Source organism: Microbacterium panaciterrae (genome assembly GCF_039541635.1).
Classification (GTDB): domain Bacteria; phylum Actinomycetota; class Actinomycetes; order Actinomycetales; family Microbacteriaceae; genus Microbacterium; species Microbacterium panaciterrae.
On record NZ_BAABGP010000022.1, the window covers coordinates 131,128 to 151,141 of the forward strand.

Genomic DNA, 20,014 nt, shown 5'->3' on the forward strand with positions numbered 1-20,014 from the left:
CGCAGATAAGCGTTAAGCTTTTCGCATGATCGCCGTGATCCTCGACATCGTCGGCTCTCGCGCCCTGGACGACCGCTCCGGCGCACAGCTCGCGCTCGACGACGCCATCGCGCGCGTCGAGGCCGACACTCCGCTCGCCGTACAGCCGCTGCGACCGACGGTGGGCGACGAGCAGCAGGGCGTCTATCCGACGCTCGACGCCGCCCTCGCCTCCCTGCTGCTGCTGCGCCTCGCGCAGCCCGAGGGCGTCGACTGCCGGTTCGGCGTGGGCATCGGCCCCGTCGAGGAGATCGACTCCGCGGCGGGCGCGCTCCCCGAGGGGCCGGGATGGTGGGCGGCACGGGAGGCCATCGACCGCGTGCACGCGCTGCAGCGGCGCACGGTGCCCGGTGCGCGCACCTGGGTGGTCGCGCATGACGCCCAGCCGGAGGCCGCGCACCTCCTCGCCCGGCAGGCCGACATCGCCCTGCTCGCGCGCGATCAGCTCATCACCGACATGAGCGCACGGACCCGCCGGCTCACGTACGGCCGCTGCCTGGGCGTGTTCCAGCGGGATCTCGCCGCTGCGGAGGGCATCACCCAGCCGGCGGTCTCCCAGGCGCTCGCCACGTCCGGCGCCGGCGCCGTCATCGAGGCGTTCCGCCTGCTGCTCCCGACGTCGTAGGGTCTACATAAGGAGCTATCTTGCACACACATGTGCAAGATAGGCGTACACTGGTCCGGTGACCGACACTTCCGCCCCCCGCCGTCAGCGCCGCGATGCGAGCGCGAACCGGGCGGGGATCCTCGCCGCCGCCTCGCAGACCCTCGCGGCGGATCCGCACGCGTCCGTGGACCAGATCGCCCGCGCGGCCGGCCTCAGCCGCCGCGCCCTGTACGGGCACTTCGACGACCGCACTGCCCTCGTGCACGAGCTCATCGCCGCCGGGGCGCAGCGGTTCAACGCGATCGCGCAGCAGGTCGACGACGCCGACAGCCGGATCGCGCTGGCCCGGCTCACCGCGAACCTGTGGAGCGAGGCGGCACACGTGCAGGTCGCCGCGGCGATCGCGCTGGACGAGGCGCACGTCGAAGAGACCGCGACTGCGCTCGCCCCGCTGCGGCGCGTGCTCGCCGCGCTCGTGCGGCGCGGACAGGACGACGGCGAGCTGCGCACCGACATCGCCGCCCCCACCCTCGCGCGCCTCATCGAGGAGACCGCCCGCACCGTGGTCACCCGTGCCGACACCGCCTCTCCGGCCGCGAGCGGTATCGCGGTGCGCACGGTGCTGAGCATCGTCGGGCTCTCATGGCGCGAGACCGCGGCGCTGCTCATCGCGCATCCCGATCTGATGACGCCACCTCCGGCCGGTACGCTGGCCCCGATTCCCGCCGAGGAGGGCCGCGCATGAGGATCGCACTGCACGAGGTCAGCAAGGGCAAGAAAGGGCAGGCGCTGCCCGCCACGTCGCTCGAGATCGAGACGGGTCACGCGCGCTTCGTGCTCGCCGAGACCGAGCTGCGCCCGACCGTGCTGGGGCTCATCGCCACCGGTCGGATGCGCCCGAACTCCGGCACGGTCACGATCGATGGCGCGCGCAACGCGGGTGAGCTGCGCCGGCGCACCGCGCTCGTCGACGCGCCCGAGGTCAGCGATCCGCACCCCGGCGTCACCCTCGCCGGCGTCGTCGGCGAGGAGCTGATGTTCGCGGGGCTCCCCGCCTCGCCACTGCACGCCCGGCGCTGGCTGGAGCAGATCGGCTTCGCAGAACTCGCATCGCGGCCGATCGGCACGATCAAGCCGTCGGTGCGCGTGCGGGTCATGGCCGAGCTGGCCGTGCTGCGCGACGACGTCGAGGGCTTCGTGCTGGTCTCCCCGGATCGCCACGGCGGACGCCCGGAGGGCTGGTGGCGGATCGCGACCGAATTCGCCGAGCGCGGCTTCGCGGTGCTCGTGATCGTCGGCGGATCCGCGGCCGCGGTGATCGAACGCCTCCCCGAGGCGCTCGAGACGCCCTACCCCTCCAACGCCACCGTCCCGGTCCGCCCCCTCGCCGACATCACCGCAGCGACAGCCGTGCAGGATCCTCCCCTTGGGGTCGTTGAGCGAGCACCGGCGCAGCCGGAGCGAGACGAAACGCGGCTATCCGACGGAGGAGCGCAGGCGGAGGCCGTCGCAGACCCCGTTTCGTCTCGGTCGGCTTCGCCGTCCTCGCTCAACGACCCCGAAAGAACAGTCCCGGTCGCTGAGCCCGCCCCCGTCCCCGACGACCCCGAACCCGTCCCCGAGGACCCAGCCGAGCGCAGCGATGGCTCCGGCCATCGCGCAGGCATCGGGTCTGGCGGGAGCCGTCCTGAGCCCGGCGCCAGCCGGGATCAGGACGGCGGGGGACTGCGCGACGGACGGAGCCATCGCGGAGCGGATCCGGACCCCAACTCTCCCGACGTCCCTTCGACAGGCTCAGGGACGGGCTCAGGGACCGACGACCCCACCCCCACGAACGGAGCAGCGCGATGAAGGTCCCCGCGATGATCGCCGCCGAACTGCGCCGGCTGACCGCGAGCCCGATGGCCGTGATCGCGCTGATCGCGCTGATGGCGGTGCCGATCCTGTACGGCGGCCTGTACCTGTGGGCGAACCAGGATCCGTACGGGAAGTTCACCGAGGTCCCGGTCGCGCTCGTCGTCGACGATGCGGGCTCGACCGCCGACGGCTCCACCACGAACTACGGCGAGAAGGTGGCCGGCAACCTCGTCGACGGGCACGCCTTCGACTGGCAGCGGATGAGCGCCGACAGCGCTCGCGCCGCCCTGAAGAGCGGTGATGTCGACTTCACCGTGACGATCCCGACCACGTTCTCCGCGGCGCTGCTGTCCTCCTCCGGAACGGCCCCGCACCAGGCCAGGATCGAGCTCGAGACGAACGACGCGAACAACTATCTCGCGTCGTCGATCGGATCCGCCGCGGTCGAGAAGATCCGGCGCTCGGTCGCCGAGATGGTCGGCCAGGAGGCGGCGGACAAGCTGCTCACCGGCCTCAGCGATGTGCGCGACAAGCTCGGCGAGGCGACCGATGGCGCGAACAAGCTCCTCGACGGCGCGAACACGGCCGTGACCGGCAGCGGACAGCTCGCCGACGGCACCGCGCAGCTCGCCGACGGCGCCTCTCAGCTCGCCGGTGGCACGCAGCAGCTCGCGGATGGCTCTCAGCAGCTGGCCGCGGGTGCGGCGACACTGGCCGACGGCGCGCAGCAGGTGAGTGCCGGCAATCAGCAGCTCGCCGGGTACGCCGACCAGGCCGGATCCCTCGTGCAGCAGGCCACCGACACCCTCCCGCAGGTGCGCAGCGACATCGCCACGGCGCTCGCGAACCGCGGACTCTCCCAGGCCGAGATCGACGCGGTGCTCGCGAACCTGGATCCGCTCGCCGACAAGCTGCGCAGCGGCAACGAAACCGTGCAGGGAGCGGTCGGCCAGATCGACCAGCTCGCCGCCGGGAGCGCTCAGGTCGCCTCGGGCAGCGCGACGCTCGCCGACAAGTCCCAGCAGCTGGCCGACGGATCTGCGACCGCCGCATCGGGCGCCGCAGCCCTGAGCACGGGAGCCGCCTCGGCGCGCGACGGCGCGAAGAGCCTGCACGACGGCCTCGGCACTCTCGCGACCGGCGTCGGCACGCTGCGCGACGGACTCCAGGCCGGGGTGGACGCGATCCCGGCATCCACCCCCGCGCTGCGCGCGCAGCAGGCGAAGACCATCGCGAACCCGGTCGACGTGTCGAGCGACAAGGTCGCGGCGGCCAAGGACTACGGGCAGGGCCTGGCGCCGTTCTTCGCGGCGCTGGCCGGCTGGATCGGCATCTACGCGCTGTTCCTCATCATCAAGCCGATCTCGCGCCGCGCGGTCACGGCGCTGCACTCGCCGATCCGGATCACGCTGGCCGGCTGGCTGACACCCGCCGCGTTCGGCGCGGTGCAGATGGTCGGCCTGCTCGGGGTGCTCGCGTGGGCGCTCGGATTCACGTTCCAGAACGGCTGGGGCGCGCTCGGGATCATGGTGTTCGCGTCGGCGACGTACGCCGCGATCATCCTCGCCCTGAACGTCTGGCTGGGTTCGGTGGGGCAGTTCGTGGGACTCGTGCTCATGGTGCTGCAACTCGTTACGGCGGGCGGGACGTTCCCCTGGCAGACGCTGCCCGGGCCGCTCGTGGCGCTGCATCACGTGCTGCCGATGGGGTACGTGGTGGACGCGATGCGTCAGCTCATGTACGGCGGACAGGTGGGCCGGGCGATGACCGACATCGCCGTGCTCGGCATCTGGCTCGTCGGCGCGCTGATCCTGGCGATGATCGGCGTGACCCGCATGACGCACACCCGCACCCTGCGCGACCTGCAGCCCAGCCTGATCGGCTGACCCGGCCGCGTCCCACCCTTCCCCCAAGACCACATCCCTCTCCGCGGTCTTCGGGGCAGGGACGGGGCGGGCGCTAGGATGCGAAGACGTCTCACAGCGGAGACGCGATCCTTGCGGTCGTGACACTCCGTGTCACCCGAAGGAGCGTCCGATGACGTCAGCCGAACCCACGGTGAAACCGCGCCGGCACAGGGGACGCATCATCGGCCGCGTCGCGTTCGGGATCCTCGCCGGGATCGTGGTGCTCGCCACCGCGGCCGCGCTGTTCCTGGTGTGGACGGTGCAGCGCTCCTTCCCGCAGACCACGGGATCGCTGGCGCTGCACGGGCTGCAGGCGCAGGTCACCGTGCAGCGCGACGACCGCGGGATCCCCACGGTGACCGCCGACAGCACGCACGACCTGTTCTTCGCACAGGGCTTCGTGCACGCGCAGGACCGGTTCTGGGAGATGGACTTCCGCCGGCACGTGACCAGCGGCCGGGTGGCCGAGCTGTTCGGATCCTCGCAAGCCGGCACCGACGCCTTCCTGCGCACGCTCGACTGGCACGGCATCGCCCAGAAGGAGGTCGACGCGATGGACGCGACCACCCGCGGCTACTACCAGGCCTATGCCGACGGCGTGAACGCGTACCTCGCCGACCACAAGGGCGCCGAGGCGTCGTTCGAGTACGCGGTGCTCGACCTCACGGCTCCCGGCTACTCCCCCGAGCCCTGGACGCCCGCCGATTCGGTCGCCTGGCTGAAGGCGATGGCCTGGGATCTGCGCGGCAACGTCGAAGACGAGACGACCCGGGCGCTGCTCGCCCCCACGGTCGACGCCGCGACCATGAACGAGATCTACCCGGCGTACCCGTTCGGCACGCATCCGGTGATCGTCCCGACGATCACCCCGATGACGCAGGGCGGCGGATCCGGCGCTGCGAGAGCCTCCGCGAGCGCGTCCACCACCACGGCCGCGAGCAACGGCGCCTCGACGACCGCGACCGTGCACTGGTCGACCGCGCCGAGCACCCTGGCGGCCGTGCAGACGCTGCTCGGGAACCCGGGCGAGGGCATCGGATCCAACTCCTGGGTCGTGTCCGGATCCCTCACCGCGAGCGGCAAGCCCCTGCTCGCGAACGACCCGCACCTCGGGGCGGCGCTCCCCTCGGTCTGGTACCAGATGCAGTTGCGCTGCCGCACGGTGAGCGTGCAGTGCCCGTTCGACGTCGCGGGCTTCTCCTTCTCCGGGCTGCCCAGCATCGTGATCGGGCACAACGCGAACGTCGCCTGGGGCTTCACGAATCTCACCACCGACGTCACCGACCTGTACATCGAGAAGGTGGACGGCGACAGCTACTGGCGCGACGGGAAGCTCGTGCCGCTGACCACCCGCACCGAGACGATCACGGTCGCCGGATCCGCCGACATCACGCTCACTATCCGCTCCACGGTGCACGGCCCGATCGTCTCCGGCCTCACCGACGACTTCACCGCGCTGGCGGGACACCCGATCGTGGGGACTGCGGCATCCGGTCCCGGTGGCGAGACCGGCGTCGCCCCGGATGCGGCCACCGCCGCGCTGCCCGGAAAGTACGCCGTCAGCCTGCGCTGGACCGCGCTGGATCCCGGCACCACATCGACGGCGATCTTCGCGATGAACACGGCGAAGGATTTCACCGACTTCCGGCACGCGGCATCGCTCTTCGACGTGCCGGCGCAGAACCTCATCTACGCCGACCAGAAGGGCAACATCGGCTACCAGACCCCGGGCCGGCTGCCGATCCGCGGCGCCGGCAACGGCTACTACCCGCAGCCGGGCTGGAACAGCGCCTACGACTGGACCGGATACATCCCGTTCGACAAGCTCCCCGTGTCGTACAACCCGGAGGCGGGCTACATCGTCACCGCGAACAACGCGATCGTGACCGACGGCTATCCGTACTTCCTCTCCAGGGACTGGGACTACGGCTACCGCGCCGCCCGCATCGCCGAGCTCATCCAGCGCACCGCGAAGCAGCATCCGCTCACCGCGCAGGACATGCGCGACATCCAGTTCGACCAGCAGAGCTGGATCGGCAAGCGGCTCTCCGCGGCGTTCGCGAAGGTGCCTCTGCAGGGATCGGGAGTGAAGGCCGCGGTCGACCTGATGGAGTCGTGGGACACCCAGGCGACCGCCGACTCCCCCGCGGCGGCCTATGCGAGCGTGCTCTGGCAGAACCTCGCGAAGAACATCTTCGAGAACCGTGCGGCTCCCCTGCCGATGTCCGGCCAGGGCCGTCTGTTCACGGTCGTCGGAGCGATGCTGGACCATCCCGACGACCCGCTCTGGACCAACCCGAAGATCGGCGTCACCGGCCGGGATCAGATGCTCGCACTGTCGGCGAAGCAGGCGTACGACGAACTGGTCGCGGCGCAGGGATCCGATCCGAGCCACTGGAACTGGGGCGACCTGCACGCGATCACGCTGACGCACCAGACGCTGGGCAAGAGCGGGATCGCGCCGATCGAGTGGCTGTTCAACCGCGGGCCGTACCCGGTCGGCGGCGGATCCTCCCTCGTGGACGCGACCGGCTGGCAGCTCGGCGGCTCGTACACGACCACCACGGTGCCCTCGATGCGGATGGTGGTGGACCTGTCCGATCTGGACGCCTCGAGCTGGATCCACCTCACCGGCGCGAGCGGACACGCGTTCAGCCCGCACTACACGGATCAGACGGACGACTGGCAGCACGGCCTGCAGAAGCCGTGGCCGTTCTCGAAGAAGGCCGTCGATGCCGCCACCGTCGACACGCTGACGCTGAAACCGGCCGCCTGATCCGAGCGGTAGCGACCCGTCCGTGCCGGATGTGATGAAGTGGTGCGGTGAGCGATCCCGACTTGACCCCGGAACTCGGCGGGAGCGTCACGGCGCACACCGACGGATCGGCGACGCTGATCGCGGAGCGCATCGGGTCCGGCCCCGAGGTCTTCCTTCTCGTGCACGGGCTCGGCATGGGCCGCAGCGTATTCGCCGATCTCGCACGGCGGCTGAGCAGCGAGGCGGACGACGGCGCAGTGCCGGGCGGAACGGTGCTGGCGGTCGACCTGCCCGGGTTCGGCGCCGCTCCCGAACCCGATCTCCCGCTCACCATGGCGGAGCACGCCGCACTGCTCGCGTCCTCCCTCGACGCCGCGGGGGTCCGTCCGGTCACGGTCATCGGGCATTCCATGGGCAGCCAGATCGCCGCCGAGCTCGCCACCCGATACCCCGACCGCGTCCGCGCGGTCGTGCTCGCCGCTCCCACCGTCGATGCCGGAGCGCGCCGGGTCTCCCGTCAGATACTGCGGTTCCTGCGTGACACGGCGTCCGTGAATCCCCGGGTCATGATCCGCGGAGTGCGCGAGCTGCTGCGTGCGGGCCCGCACCTGGTGCGAAAGGTACGCGCGACCGTGAACCACGACCCCGAGGATCTCTACCCTCGGATCTCCGCACCGGTGCTGATCCTGCGCGGCGAGCACGATCCGGTCTGCCCTCGGATCTGGTGCCGCACGGTCGCCGACGCGATCCCGGGTTCTGAGTTCGCGGAGCTCACGGGCAGCGGGCACGAGACGATGATCCGCGATGCCGGGCCTGCGGCCTCTCGCATCCGGGAGTTCCTGTCGCGCATCTGACGAGAGTTCACGGGCGGCTCCATCCCGTGTGCATCGGCCCGCTCTACGCTGGGGCGATGCAGAGGACGACGGTCGAGGGGGTGCGGATCGCCTGGGCACCCGTGACGAACGCGAGTCGCCGGGACACCGCGCGAGCGCTCCTCGGGATGCTGGCATCGGAGCTCGCACCGGGCACTGATGTGCGGATCGAGCAGCGATGCGTGCACTGCGGCGGGGCCCACGGGCGCCTGAGGTTCCCGGGCGCACCGCTCGTCGCGAGCGTTGCCTACGCGGGCGACCGGGCAGTCGTGGCGGTCGCCCGCGATGACGAATATGCGGCGATCGGGATCGACGCCGAGCTCGATGACGCAGAGCGGAGGGCGAGCCCCCGCGATCTCGCTGCGCTGTTCGCTCCCCTGGATCCGCCGGATCTGCGCGGATGGACGGCGATCGAGGCGGTCCTCAAGGCCGACGGGCGCGGCGTCCTGGTGTCGCCGGATCAGGTGGTGTTTTCCGCCGACGGCGGGGCGACGGTCCCCGGCGGCCGGTCGTTCCGGATCAGCCCGGTATATGCCGATCCGGGCATGATCGTGACGCTCGCTATCGAGAGCCGGCTCCCAGCCCCGCCGCCCACTCCTCGACCGTGATCACATCGGCCTGACGCGGGAACACCTTCTCGAGGAGCACGCGATGCACCTCGGGATCCTGATCCGCGCAGGCGTCCGGTGGTCATTCGGGCATCTTCGCAAAAGTTAGACAGATATGCCCACGACATCGCCTGAGCCCTCCGCCGCACTCCCGAGCCCCTCGCAGACCGCCCTCGATCTGCGCACCGTCGTGGCGCGCCTGCTCCGTCGCTTCCGGGAGGCGGGGGCCGACGACGCCCTCACGCCGTCTCAGGCGTCGGCGCTCGCACGGCTGGGCAAGGGCGGCGTGTCGACGGTGAGCGCTCTGGCATCCGCCGAGCGCGTGCGGCCGCAGTCGATGGCGGCGACGGTCGAGGCGCTGGAGGGTGCCGGGTTCGTGACCCGCAGCCAGGATCCAAGCGACGGCCGCCGGCAGATCATCGATCTCACCGACGCCGGCTGGGCGCGCATCGAGGGCCAGAAGGACGCCGCGGCGGCCTGGCTCGAACACGCCCTCGCCGAGCTCGACGCCGACGATCTCGGCACGGTGTCCGGTGCGATGCGCGTGCTCGAGCGGATGCTGCCCTGATGCGGAACCGCCAGGGTCTGCTCGGAAGACCGGCCCCCGAGGGCCGCTTCGACCGGCGGCTGCTCGCCCCGATGATGGTCGGGTCGATCCTGAACCCGATCAACACGGCCATCATCGCCGTCGCGCTCACTCCGATCGGCATCGCGCTCGGGGCGCCCGCGAGCGAGACGGTCTGGCTCGTCTCGAGCCTGTATCTGGCGACGGCGATCGGGCAGCCGCTGGTCGGACGTCTGGTGGACATCTTCGGAGTGCGCTCGCTCTTCCTGCTCGGCGCGGTCCTCGTCGCGGCCGCGGGCGCGATCGGCCTGTTCGCGCCCGAGAACCGGGACAGCGTGTGGTGGCTGGTCGCCGCGCGCGTGATCCTCGGCCTCGGCACCTGCGCCGGCTACCCGGCGGCGATGCACATGATCCGCGCGGAGGCCGATCGCACCGGCCTCGCGTCGCCCGCCACGATCCTGACCCTGCTGTCGGTGACGACGCAGACCGTGGCGGTCGTCGCGCCGGCTCTCGGCGGCCTGCTCATCGGCGCCTGGGGCTGGCGCGCGACGTTCGCGGTGAACATCCCACTCGGGCTCGCGTCGCTGATCCTGGGCGCGATGTTCTTCCCCCGCCGCACCGGGCTGGAGCCGGCTCCCTCGGACCGGCCGCGGATCGACGGCATCGGGATCGTGCTCTTCGCCGTCGCCATGCTCTCCCTGCTCGTCTTCCTGCAGAACATCGCGCCCGCGCTGCTCTGGCTGCTCGCCGTCGCGCTCATCGCGGGCGCCGGGTTCGTGTGGTGGGAGCGCAGGACAGCGGATCCGTTCATCGACGTGCGCGTGCTCTCCGGCAACGTGCCGCTGCTGCTCAGCTATGCGCGCTCGCTGCTGACCGCGACGATCTCGTACACGTTCGTGTACGGCTTCACGCAGTGGCTCGAAGACGGTCGCGGTCTCACGCCGACCGTGTCGGGGCTGGTGCTGCTGCCGGTGTTCGCGGCCGGGGTGGCGGTGGCGATCGCGTTCGGGCGGCGTCCCGAGGTGGTCTGGAAGCTGCTGGTGGGATCCCTCGCGCAGCTCGCGGCGGGCGTGCTGGTGCTGTTCATGACCGGATCCTCTCCGATCTGGTTCCTCGTGCTCGCGATGCTGGTGCTCGGCATCCCGCAGGGCTTGAACAATCTCGCGATCCAGAACGCGCTGTACTTCCAGGCTGAGCCCGAGCGGATCGCGTCCTCCGCAGGGCTGCTGCGCACCTTCTTCTACCTCGGTGCGATCGTCTCCGCCGTGATCTACGGCAACGCCTACGGCGCACGCGCGACGACGGCCGGCCTGCACACCCTGGGCTGGGTCGTCGTCGGGATCGCCGCGGTGTTCCTCGTGATCACGGTGTTCGATCGCTCGCTGCGCAGGATCGGCCGCGGCTGATCGGTCGGGAAATCTCTGAGCGACCCCGAGCTGATCGATTCGAGCCGCCCGACTGACTCGTCGTGCATTTGATGAGTCCTTCCTCAGCTCAGGCGGTGAGAAGTTGGCGGGGGTGACGTTCGGTGACCGCGCCGACGATGAATGCGGCGGGCACGACCGCGAGCAGAATGACGGCGGTGACGAGTTCGCCGCCGATCAGCGCCGTGAAGTTGACGACGATCAACACCAGCACTCCGAGCAGCAGAACGGCGGCGAGAGCGGGAGCAACCCTGGTCTGCCAGCGATCCTCAAGACGGTTCCGGATTCCATAGACGATCACGGCGACCGAGCACAGGACGTACAGCGCAACGAGTGCGGCGACGCTGAGACCACTGAACCACGAGAACAGGGTCAGAACGGGATCGAGCGACAATATTGCGAACGGGGCGATGAGGATGATCGAAAGGATGCTCTGCGCCCAGGCGGCGATGTGCGGGGCCTGGTGCTGGTTCGTGCGGGCGAGCTTCGCGGGCAGCGAGCGCTGGCTGGCGAGGGCGTGGAGGTAGCGGTTGATGCCGTTGTGAAACGCGAGAATGCCCGCAAACAGAGAGGTGACGAGCAGCAGGTTTCCGACCGTACCCGCCCACGGGCCCAGGATCCCGCTCATCGCCTGAAACACGAAGCTCGTGGAGTCACCCGACTCGACTGCTTTTTTCGCGGCGGCTGCAACATTGCCCGCTCCGTAGTAAGAGACGAACATCCATGAGACGAAAGAAAAGAAAAGTGCGATCACGGCGACCGAGAGGTACGTTGCTCGGGCAACGGTGCGCTTCGGGTCCTTCGCTTCGCCGGAGTAGATGGCCGTCGACTCGAAGCCGAACATCGACGCGACGGCGAACATCAATGCCACGCCCGGTGCTCCAGCGAGCACAGCGGAGGGGGAGAAGCTGGCCGCGAGATTGATCCCTCCCTGCGGGCCGCCGCCGTGAATGAGAGTGCCGATGGCGAACCCGAGTAGGATCGCGACCTCGCAACCGACGAGGACGGCGAGCACCTTCGCGCCGAGCTCGATGTTCAAGGAACCGAGAAGCTGCACGATCGCGATCGTGACCAGAACCGCCAGCCACCAGGGGACCGTGATCCCGACAGAAGCGAACAGCCCTGCGACGATGGCCCCATACAGGCCATACATTGCGGCTTGTACCGTGGCATAGGAGAGCAGGGCAAGCCACGCTGATCCGGTGCCGACTCGTCGGCCCAGGCCGGCGGTGATGTAAGCGTAGAAGGCACCCTTGGCCTCGACGCGCCGGCTCATCGCGATGAAGCCGACGGCGAAGAGCACGATGATGACGCCGATCGCGAGGTAGGCTCCGGGCGCCCCTGCGCCGTTGCCAAGGAACACGGTCAGCGGCAGTGCGCCGGCGATCCCGGTCAGCGGCGCTTGAGCGGACAGCACGAAGAACAGGATTCCCAGGACCCCGATCGCGCCTTGGCGTAGTGCTGTCGAGTGCTCTGCGGCTGGCGCCGATCGCTTCGTTGCTTCTTCAGTGGTCATGATCGTCCTTGATCTTTCGGGTATTGGATCGATGGGGGGGGTCAAGCAGGAACGGGAGCCCGGTTGGTGAGGATCGCGCGGGCTGCGGTCAAACCGCTTTCGATGGCCCCGTCGATGAATCCGCCCCAGCCGTCGGCGATGTCAGAGCCGGCGAAATGGATCGGGCCGGCCGGCTGCTGGAGATGGGCGAGGGAGGTGGTGAGATACCCCGTGCGATGCATGGGCCAGGTCTCTCCGGACAGTTCGTCGTCGACCCACGCATGGCCCGCAGTCTCGAGCACGACTGCGTCGGGCACGAGCCGGCGCAGCGTCGCCTGCACGGCCTCGACGTCATCGGGGCTGATCGCGTGAGCGTCGGACCCGAATCCGATGACGTAGGTCTTCCCGTCTCGGTGATACTCGGACTGGAAGAAGTTGAGCGGCCAGTCGGCGCCGCCGAGCGCGACGAAATGAGGTCGCTCGCCATCGATCGTGAACCAGATTTTCGTGCCGAGTCCGAGCTGTCCAGCCTTCACCGCTGCCTGTTTCCGCGTATCGAGGGGTGGCTGGAAGTCGATGCGTCCAAGACTGTGCAGCGGGGCGGTCACGATGACGTCGTCAGCAGTGAACTCGCGTCCGTCGGCGCTCGACACCGCCGCGCCCCGTCGATCACGAGTGCAGACAGCCGTCACGTCGGTGTTGAACAGGAGGTCGACGTCGGAGTCGGCGAGGATAGCGTCGGCGAGAGCCTTCGTGCCGCCGGCGATCTTGTATGTCGCGCATGCCTCGAAGGTGACTTTCCAGTCCCCGTTGGTGAGTGCGACCCATCGCAGCGCCTGTGTGTAAGCGGCGTCACCAAGCTTCCCGTTGAAGTTCAGCGTCCAGAACGAGGTCAGAAGCGCTCGCTGCGCGTCCGTGAGCGGGAGTGCGGCGATGTGCGCGGCGAGAGACTCCTCATCGACATCGGCAGAGCGCTCAGACGTCAGCGGAGCGAACGGCTCTGGGAAGATCTCACGCGATCGCTGAGTCAGGAGCTGATTGGGGTGATCGAGAAGCTCGAGCAGTTCGTCGGGGCTTCCGACGACGGCCTCGGTGCCGTTCCACCACGAGGCGGTCTGCGGGGTCGGGCTTGGGGCGAGACCGATTCCGTAGCGGGTGAGTTCTGCCCACACGAATGGCTGGGTCCAGTGCACCCACGTGCCCCCGAGCTCCAGGTTCAGCCCCATCCGCTCCGCGAGCCAGGTCCGCCCCCCGATCCGATCCCGCGCTTCGATCAGGGCCACTCGCTGTCCCGCATGTGACAGCTCTCGCGCGGCGGTGAGGCCGGCGAAGCCAGCACCGATGACGACAGTGTCGTACTTCTCGGTCATGATGTAATGCTCCGGTCCCTCAGGAGTAGACGAAGAATTCGATAGTCGGCTCGACGACGGTCCAGACCGCGGCGACGTCCTTGTTGAAAGACGCCACGGATCCCGCAGTGAGGTCCGCCGGTTCGCCGTCTGCAATCTGAACGCGGACACGCCCCTCGACGATGTAGACGGTCTCATCGGCATGACCGACAACCTCCATCGGCTTCGGGGCGTCGTCTGGCGAGACGAACCAGAATCCTGCGCCGAGAGCGTCCCGTTCGCCGTCACCCGGGCGACGCACCCACTGGACGGTGCCCACTTCGAACGGCTCTGCTGCATTGCGATCGATTGATCCTGCGACGACGTAGTCGAGTGCGGTCATTGTGTCCTCCTTGACATGGGGTGTGTACTACTCGAAATGAATCTAAGCAGTTGCTTAGTTCTTTCGCAAGAGCAGATCCCCAACTCCTGTCGGTGCGTAGCATGGGACGCGTGACGCGAACGGTTTCCTACGGCGAGGGGCGCAACCTGTTGGTCGCATCCACGGTGGCGGTTGTGTCGGAGAAGGGTCTGCGCGGTCTCACGTTCCGAGCGGTCGCCGCCCGGGCGGGTGTGAACAACTCACTGGTCGCGCACCATTTTGGGACTCGACAGGCTCTGCTCGCTGCCGCTCTCGAATGGGCGGTCGAGCAATCGATCGAGTCGACGGGACTTCTGGCGCTCGGGTCTGAAGAGGCGTTCGCAGACGCGCTTCTCGCATCGATCACCGATCGACCGGAGTTGCAGGCGTTTCAGTACGAGATGATCCTCGAGGCGCGCCGAGACCCGTTGTTCCGCGCCGACGTTGCACGACTCTACGACCGATACCAGTCATTCATGGAAGAAAGCCTGCGCCAGGCAGGAATGAGCGGCGACGTGCGTTCGATGGCGCGGCGCGTCTTCGCGACGCTCGATGGTGTCGTGCTGCAGCACATCGCCGGCGTAGAAAAGGCGGAGTTGCGTGGCGCTCTTCACGACCTCTGGCAGTCGATTCAGGCCGCCGTGTAATTGTAGGTTCCGAGTTGGGAGGGCCCGAGGCGGACTATCCCCGCGCGGTGACGTTCAGCGCCTGCGTCACGGGGGCCGGATCCTCGGCGGGGGCCGACGGGAGCGGCGGCAAGGCCGTCGCGTCGAGCCAGGCGCCGAAGAACGCCTCCAGTCGCCGACCGGCGACGGAGGCGGCGAGCAGGCGGAAGTCGGTCGTCGTCGCGGTCGCTCCGCCGTATCGCGCGACCCATTCCCGCAGGATCCGGAAGAACGCGTCGTCGCCCACGGTCAGCCGCAGCGCGTGCAGCAGCAGCGCGCCGCGCTTGTACACCCGGTCGTCGAACATGAGGTCGGGCCCCGGATCCGACAGCACCAGGTCCTGCGGCTCGGCCGCCAGTGCCGCCCAGTGCCCGAGCGCTTTCGCGTGCGCGGTGTGCCGGCCGCTGCGCTCCGACCAGATCCACTCGGCGTAGCAGGCGAAGCCCTCGTTCAGCCAGATGTCCTGCCAGCGTCCGACGCCGACGCTGTTGCCGAACCACTGGTGCGCGAGCTCGTGCGCGATGAGGCGCTCCAGGCTGCCGTGCCCGTCGATGTGGTTCGCGCCGAAGACGCCGATCCCCTGTGCCTCGAGCGGGATCTCCAGATCGTCGGCGGTCACCACGACTCGATAGGACGGCAGCGGGTACGGTCCGAACGCCTCCGTGAACACGGCCATCATCTGCGGCAGCGGCGCCAGATCGGCCTGCACCCGGTCGCCGAGGGCCGCGGGGTGCAGCACCTGGCCCGGCACGCCCGCGAGGTCCATGCCGCGGGAGACATATCTCCCGATCTGCACCGTCGCGAGGTAGGTCGGAGTGGGGGCGGTGCGCTCGAAAACCCACGTCGTGCGCCCACCCTTGGTCGACGTCGAGACCGGCTCGGCGGCCGCGACCATGTAGCCGGGATCGGTCGTGATGGCGAACCGGTACGAGGCCTTGTCGCCGGGCAGATCGTTGCACGGGAACCACGACGGTGCCCCGATCGGCTGCGAGGCGACGATCGCGCCGTCCTCGAGCTCCTCCCAGCCGAGAGTCCCCCAGCGGGTCCGCCGCGGGCGGGGCGCCCCGCCATACGAGACCGTGAGTTCGAACGGGTCACCCGCGGCGAACTCCCGCCCCAGCGTGATCTTCAGCTTGCGATCCGTCTGCGTGAAGCCGATCCGGCCGGTTCCCCCGAGCACCTTCGTCGCGCGCAGCCCGGCGAGATCCAGCGCGATCGTCTTCGTCGGCCGCAGGATCCGCCCGCGCACCACCGCGACGCCGTCCAGGCGGTTGGTCGCGACGCGGTAGTCGATCCTCAGGTCGTAGTGCTCGACGGTGAAGCGGGAATCGCCGCTGTGCGGGGTGTAGTCGTCGGGGCTCATGCGTCGAGCGGGCCCTCCGGCTCGGCAGGGGGCTCCTGATACGAGCGCACCTTCACCGCGCGCCACGGTCCGATCGGATTGCCGCTCCAGCGGCTGCCCACGGGCACGGTCTCGCCGCGCATCACGAGCGAGGCCGGTCCCACCGTGGCATCGGCGCCGATCGTCGCGGCAGGCAGGATCACGCTGTGCGGGCCGAGGGTAGCGCCCGCCTCCAGCGTGACCGTGTCGATGCTCATCACTCGATCATGGAACAGATGCGTCTGAACCACACATCCGCGATTCACGGTGGCGCCGTCGCCGAGGGTCACCAGATCCGGTTCGGGCAGCCAGTAGCTGTCGGTCCAGACACCCTTGCCGATCCTCGCGCCCAGCGTCCGCAGCCAGACCGCGAGGGCCGGAGTACCCGCCGCGGCGTTGGCGAACCAGGGCGCGGCCATCATCTCGGTGAACGTGTCGGCGACCTCGGTGCGCCACACGAAACTCGACCACAGCGGATGCTCTCCCGGGCGGATCGGGCCCACGATGATCCACTTCGCCGCTGTCGCGAACCCCGCAGCCACCGCGCCGGCGATCAGCAGCACGATGCCGGACAGCACGGCGGCCCACACCAGACCGAATGCGGCCGAGAGCGCAGCGAGCGAGAGCAGCACCGCGACTCCGAGCGCGCAGCTGAGGATCACCGGGACGATCCGGCACAGCTCCCACAGTCCGCGTGCGACCCGCAGCGAGCGGCGCGGCCGGTATGTGCGCTCGAGATCCGACTCGTTGACCACCCGGCGCAGCCGTACCGGCGGAGATCCGAGCCAGGATGATCCCGCCTTCGCCTTGTCGGGCGCCGCCGACAGCACGGCGACCAGGCCGTCCTTGGGCACCCGATGGCCGGCGCCGGCCATGCCGGAGTTGCCGAGGAACGCACGCTTGCCGATGCGGGCTCCGGCGATCCGCATCCACCCGCCGCCGAGTTCGTAGGAGGCGACCATGGTGTCGTCGGCGAGGAAGGCCCCGTCGTCGATCGTGGTCATCGAGGGGATCAGCAGCACCGTCGAGATCTCGACCTCGGCGCCGACCTTCGCACCGAGCATCCGCAGCCAGACGGGCGTGAACAGGCTCGCGTAGAGCGGGAAGAGCAGCGTGCGCGCCGAGTCCGCCAGCCGCTCCGTCGTCCACGCCTGCCAGGCTACCCGGCCGCGGATCGGATGGATCCCCTCGGTCAGACCGATCGCGAGCAGCCGGGTGAAGAGCACGACGCACGCGGCGAAGACCAGCCCCGTGACGAGCACGCCGGGCACCAGCCATGCGGCGAGCGCCGGAATCGCCGCGGTCAGCGACGCGGCTCCGCGCGCGCCCTGCGCCAGCACGAGTGCGCCCACCGCGAAGGAGAGCATCGGCAGCAGTCCGAGACCCATGCTCGATACGGCATATGCCCACAGCCAGCGGCGTCGCGTCGGAGGACGCTCGGGCGCGAGGGACGCCGACTTGCCGCCCACCCGCACCGCGGGAGACCCCTCCCAGCGCTGACCCGCCCGCACGCGGCCGAACACCGCGGATCCCGGCGCCACCTCGGCGCCGCGTCCGATCCGGGTGCCGGGGGCGAGTGTGCTGCGCGCGCCGACGACCGCACCCGCGCCGATCCTGATCCCGCCGATGCGCACGACGTCGCCGTCGATCCAGTAGCCGGAGAGGTCGACCTCGGGCTCGATCGCCGCACCCCGGCCGATCACGAGCATGCCAGTCACGGGCGGCAGCGTGTGCAGATCGACGTCGGGCCCGATCGTGGCACCCAGCGCCCTCGCGTAGTAGCTGACCCAGGGTGCGCCGGCGAACCCGACCGGGTCGATCTGGTGGCTCACCTGCTCGGCGAGCCAGAGCCGAAGGTGCACCCCGCCGCCGCGCGGATAGTCACCGGGGCGGACGCCGGCGAGCAGCAGCCGAGCGGCGACTGCGGTGATCGCCATCCGGCCGAACGGGGTCGCGAACACAACGAGGCCCAGGATCAGCGCCCACAGCGGCGCGGTCGGCAGCCACTCGAAGCCGGGGACCAGGTGCAGGATCGCGCTGCCCGTCAGCATCCAGAGCAGCCAGCGGATCCCGCCGAGCACGAACAGCGGCACCCCGGAGATCGTCTGGTTCCACTGCATGCGCCGCGGGGTCGGGCGGGACTCGTGGAACTCGCCGTGTTCGTCGTCCTCCTGGCCCGCTTCGGCCTCGACCGCGTCGGCCATGCGGCGCAGCCGCGGCAGGTCGTACACGTCGGCCATCGTGAACTCGGGGGCGCGGGTGCGGATCCGGCTCACCAGCTGCGCGGCCGCGAGGGATCCGCCGCCGAGCTGGAAGAAGTCGGCGTCCTCGTCGCGTGGGCGGGTGCCGAGCGCGGCGAACCACTGCTCGGCGAGCCACGCGGCGGTGCCGGTGAGGGTCGAATCGTCAGCGTCAGGATCGGTCAGTGGCCACGGCAGGGCGGCCTTGTCGACCTTGCCCGAGGTGCGCACGGGCAGGTCGTCCATGATCGCGAGCAGCGGGATGAGCGGGGCGGGCAGGGTCTCGGCGAGCTCGGCGCGCGCGGTCTGCCGGTCGAAGCCCGCCGTCGGCACGACGTAGCCGACGAGCAGCGGGATCCCGCCTTCGCTGCGCTGCACCACGACGGTCGCCGCCGTCACCGCGGTGAGGTTCTGCAGCGCGGCCTCGACCTCGCCGAGTTCGATGCGCCGACCGCCGATCTTGACCTGGTCGTCGGCGCGGCCCTGGAACACCAGCCCGGCCTCCTCGAACCTGACGAGGTCGCCGGAGCGGTAGGCGCGCTCCCAGCCCAGCGACGGCATCGGCGCGTACTTCTCCGCGTCCTTCGCCGGGTCGAGGTAGCGCGCGAGCCCGACCCCGCCGATCACGAGCTCGCCCACCTCGCCGTCCGCGACCCGGTTGCCGCTCGCATCGACCACCGCCAGCGTCCAGCCGTCCAGCGGCAGCCCGATCCGCACGGGCTCACCGGCGCGCAGCGCGTCCGCGTCCATGAGCGCCGCGCAGGCGACGACCGTGGCCTCGGTGGGGCCATACGTGTTCCAGACCTCGCGGTCATCCCCGACCAGGCGTGCGGCGAGTTCGGGGGGCAGCGCCTCGCCGCCGAAGATCAGCAGCCGCAGGTTCTCGATCGCGTCCTGCGGCCAGAGCGCGGCGAGCGTGGGCACGGTCGACACCGCGGTGATCCCGTGCCCGAGCAGCCACGGGCCGAGATCCTCGCCCGAACGCACCAGCGCGCGCGGGGCGGGCACGAGGCACGCGCCGTAACGCCATGCCAGCCACATCTCCTCGCACGAGGCGTCGAACGCGACGGAGAGCCCGGCAAGCACCCGATCGCCCGGGCCGAGCGGCGCGTGCTGCAGGAACAGGTTCGCCTCGGCGTCGACGAAGGCGGCCGCCGAGCGGTGCGTCACGGCGACACCCTTCGGCACGCCGGTCGAGCCGGAGGTGAAGATGATCCAGGCGTCGTCCTCGAGCGCGGGACGCGGCACGGTGGTGATCGCGACGGAGTTCGGGTGCGGATCCTCGCCCGCGAACAGGCCGGATCCGGTCTCTGCGGCGGTCTCGGCGACCTCGTGCGGCAAGAACGCGCCGCCGGCCCCGATCACGCCGCGCACCTGCGCCTCCCCGAACACGAGATCGGCGCGCTCCTGCGGGTCGTCGGCGTCCACGGGCACGTACGCCGCGCCGGCAGCGAGCGTGCCGAGGATCGCGATGTACAGCTCGCGGCCGCCCGACGGCATGCGGATCCCGACCCGGTCGCCCCGCGCCACGCCGTGCTCGTGCAGCCGGGTCGCGGTGCGCCAGACCTGAGCGAGCAGCTCGCCGTAGCTGAGCGCGCCGACGGCATCCTCGATGGCCGACGCGTTCGGGTGCCGCCGCGCGGTGTCGACGAGGATGTCGATCAGCGTGCGCGGCGACGCGGCGAGCGCGGCTCGATCGAGGATCTCCTGCATCGGTGTCCGTTCCGCCCTGCGCACGCCCTGGCGCGTGCGCGCTCAGAGTATCGCGGGCGGGGAAACAGCAGGTGAAGTGCCCGCCGCCGCTCGTCGTGGCCCCCCGACAGCGCCCGCGCCCCCTGCGCTGGAGA

At 70.1% G+C, this 20,014-nt stretch carries 15 protein-coding genes; 10 read left to right on the forward strand and 5 right to left on the reverse strand.

The window, feature by feature from the left end:
- The first annotated feature begins 25 nt into the window (after positions 1-25).
- From ABD882_RS15765 to ABD882_RS15805, 9 genes are all read left to right on the forward strand, one after another.
- Positions 26-664, forward strand: a complete 639-nt coding sequence (locus tag ABD882_RS15765) for a SatD family protein (RefSeq protein WP_345188333.1) — start codon at positions 26-28, stop codon at positions 662-664.
- 58 nt (positions 665-722) lie between these two features.
- Positions 723-1,391, forward strand: a complete 669-nt coding sequence (locus tag ABD882_RS15770) for a TetR/AcrR family transcriptional regulator (RefSeq protein WP_345188334.1) — start codon at positions 723-725, stop codon at positions 1,389-1,391.
- A complete protein-coding gene (locus tag ABD882_RS15775) occupies positions 1,388-2,497 on the forward strand; it encodes a hypothetical protein (protein WP_345188335.1) in 1,110 nt (369 codons plus the stop codon). Before ABD882_RS15770 ends, ABD882_RS15775 begins: the two co-directional genes overlap by 4 nt.
- A complete protein-coding gene (locus ABD882_RS15780; protein WP_345188336.1) occupies positions 2,494-4,389 on the forward strand; it encodes a YhgE/Pip family protein in 1,896 nt (631 codons plus the stop codon). The genes ABD882_RS15775 and ABD882_RS15780 overlap by 4 nt, the downstream gene beginning before the upstream one ends.
- A gap of 151 nt (positions 4,390-4,540) precedes the next feature.
- Positions 4,541-7,186 (forward strand): penicillin acylase family protein, encoded by a 2,646-nt coding sequence (locus tag ABD882_RS15785; protein ID WP_345188337.1) that lies wholly within the window; start codon positions 4,541-4,543, stop codon positions 7,184-7,186.
- Between the two features lie 47 nt (positions 7,187-7,233).
- Positions 7,234-8,022 carry an alpha/beta fold hydrolase gene (locus ABD882_RS15790; protein ID WP_345188338.1) on the forward strand — a complete coding sequence of 263 codons (789 nt, stop codon included), beginning with the start codon at positions 7,234-7,236 and terminating at the stop codon, positions 8,020-8,022.
- A 56-nt stretch (positions 8,023-8,078) separates the two neighbouring features.
- Positions 8,079-8,648 (forward strand): 4'-phosphopantetheinyl transferase family protein, encoded by a 570-nt coding sequence (locus ABD882_RS15795; RefSeq protein WP_345188339.1) that lies wholly within the window; start codon positions 8,079-8,081, stop codon positions 8,646-8,648.
- 115 nt (positions 8,649-8,763) lie between these two features.
- Positions 8,764-9,216, forward strand: a complete 453-nt coding sequence (locus ABD882_RS15800; RefSeq protein WP_345188340.1) for a MarR family winged helix-turn-helix transcriptional regulator — start codon at positions 8,764-8,766, stop codon at positions 9,214-9,216.
- The gene (locus tag ABD882_RS15805; protein WP_345188341.1) at positions 9,216-10,619 is read left to right on the forward strand and encodes an MFS transporter; all 1,404 of its coding nucleotides are present in this window, start codon (positions 9,216-9,218) and stop codon (positions 10,617-10,619) included. Before ABD882_RS15800 ends, ABD882_RS15805 begins: the two co-directional genes overlap by 1 nt.
- 88 nt (positions 10,620-10,707) lie before the next feature.
- Here ABD882_RS15805 and ABD882_RS15810 read toward each other — a convergent pair whose 3' ends face one another.
- The 3 genes from ABD882_RS15810 to ABD882_RS15820 are packed head-to-tail and all read right to left on the reverse strand — an operon-like array spanning position 10,708 to position 13,863.
- Complete coding sequence (locus tag ABD882_RS15810) at positions 10,708-12,198, reverse strand: APC family permease (RefSeq protein ID WP_425563383.1); 1,491 nt, start codon at positions 12,196-12,198, stop codon at positions 10,708-10,710.
- On the reverse strand, positions 12,195-13,502 hold the full coding sequence (locus tag ABD882_RS15815) for a flavin monoamine oxidase family protein (RefSeq protein WP_345188342.1): 1,308 nt from the start codon (positions 13,500-13,502) through the stop codon (positions 12,195-12,197). Before ABD882_RS15815 ends, ABD882_RS15810 begins: the two co-directional genes overlap by 4 nt.
- Positions 13,503-13,521: 19 nt before the next feature.
- Positions 13,522-13,863 (reverse strand): cupin domain-containing protein, encoded by a 342-nt coding sequence (locus tag ABD882_RS15820; RefSeq protein ID WP_345188343.1) that lies wholly within the window; start codon positions 13,861-13,863, stop codon positions 13,522-13,524.
- A gap of 101 nt (positions 13,864-13,964) precedes the next feature.
- Here ABD882_RS15820 and ABD882_RS15825 point away from each other — a divergent pair, with 101 nt between their 5' ends.
- Positions 13,965-14,528, forward strand: coding sequence for a TetR/AcrR family transcriptional regulator (locus tag ABD882_RS15825; RefSeq protein ID WP_425563384.1), 564 nt, complete (start codon positions 13,965-13,967; stop codon positions 14,526-14,528).
- Positions 14,529-14,562: 34 nt separating this feature from the next.
- On the opposite strand, the gene ABD882_RS15830 is transcribed toward ABD882_RS15825, so the two are convergent.
- Positions 14,563-15,909 carry a M1 family metallopeptidase gene (locus tag ABD882_RS15830; protein WP_345188345.1) on the reverse strand — a complete coding sequence of 449 codons (1,347 nt, stop codon included), beginning with the start codon at positions 15,907-15,909 and terminating at the stop codon, positions 14,563-14,565.
- A complete protein-coding gene (locus ABD882_RS15835; protein WP_345188346.1) occupies positions 15,906-19,880 on the reverse strand; it encodes a Pls/PosA family non-ribosomal peptide synthetase in 3,975 nt (1,324 codons plus the stop codon). Before ABD882_RS15835 ends, ABD882_RS15830 begins: the two co-directional genes overlap by 4 nt.
- Between the last annotated feature and the right edge of the window lie 134 nt (positions 19,881-20,014).

Bases quoted from the DNA above. Each gene is read 5' to 3' on its own strand.
- ABD882_RS15795 (WP_345188339.1), top strand. From the start codon at position 8,079: ATGCAGAGGACGACGGTCGAGGGGGTGCGGATCGCCTGGGCACCCGTG.
- ABD882_RS15825 (WP_425563384.1), top strand. From the start codon at position 13,965: ATGGGACGCGTGACGCGAACGGTTTCCTACGGCGAGGGGCGCAACCTG.
- ABD882_RS15805 (WP_345188341.1), top strand. From the start codon at position 9,216: ATGCGGAACCGCCAGGGTCTGCTCGGAAGACCGGCCCCCGAGGGCCGC.
- ABD882_RS15830 (WP_345188345.1), bottom strand. From the start codon at position 15,909: ATGAGCCCCGACGACTACACCCCGCACAGCGGCGATTCCCGCTTCACC.
- ABD882_RS15820 (WP_345188343.1), bottom strand. From the start codon at position 13,863: ATGACCGCACTCGACTACGTCGTCGCAGGATCAATCGATCGCAATGCA.
- ABD882_RS15815 (WP_345188342.1), bottom strand. From the start codon at position 13,502: ATGACCGAGAAGTACGACACTGTCGTCATCGGTGCTGGCTTCGCCGGC.
- ABD882_RS15780 (WP_345188336.1), top strand. From the start codon at position 2,494: ATGAAGGTCCCCGCGATGATCGCCGCCGAACTGCGCCGGCTGACCGCG.
- ABD882_RS15785 (WP_345188337.1), top strand. From the start codon at position 4,541: ATGACGTCAGCCGAACCCACGGTGAAACCGCGCCGGCACAGGGGACGC.
- ABD882_RS15800 (WP_345188340.1), top strand. From the start codon at position 8,764: ATGCCCACGACATCGCCTGAGCCCTCCGCCGCACTCCCGAGCCCCTCG.
- ABD882_RS15775 (WP_345188335.1), top strand. From the start codon at position 1,388: ATGAGGATCGCACTGCACGAGGTCAGCAAGGGCAAGAAAGGGCAGGCG.
- ABD882_RS15765 (WP_345188333.1), top strand. From the start codon at position 26: ATGATCGCCGTGATCCTCGACATCGTCGGCTCTCGCGCCCTGGACGAC.
- ABD882_RS15835 (WP_345188346.1), bottom strand. From the start codon at position 19,880: ATGCAGGAGATCCTCGATCGAGCCGCGCTCGCCGCGTCGCCGCGCACG.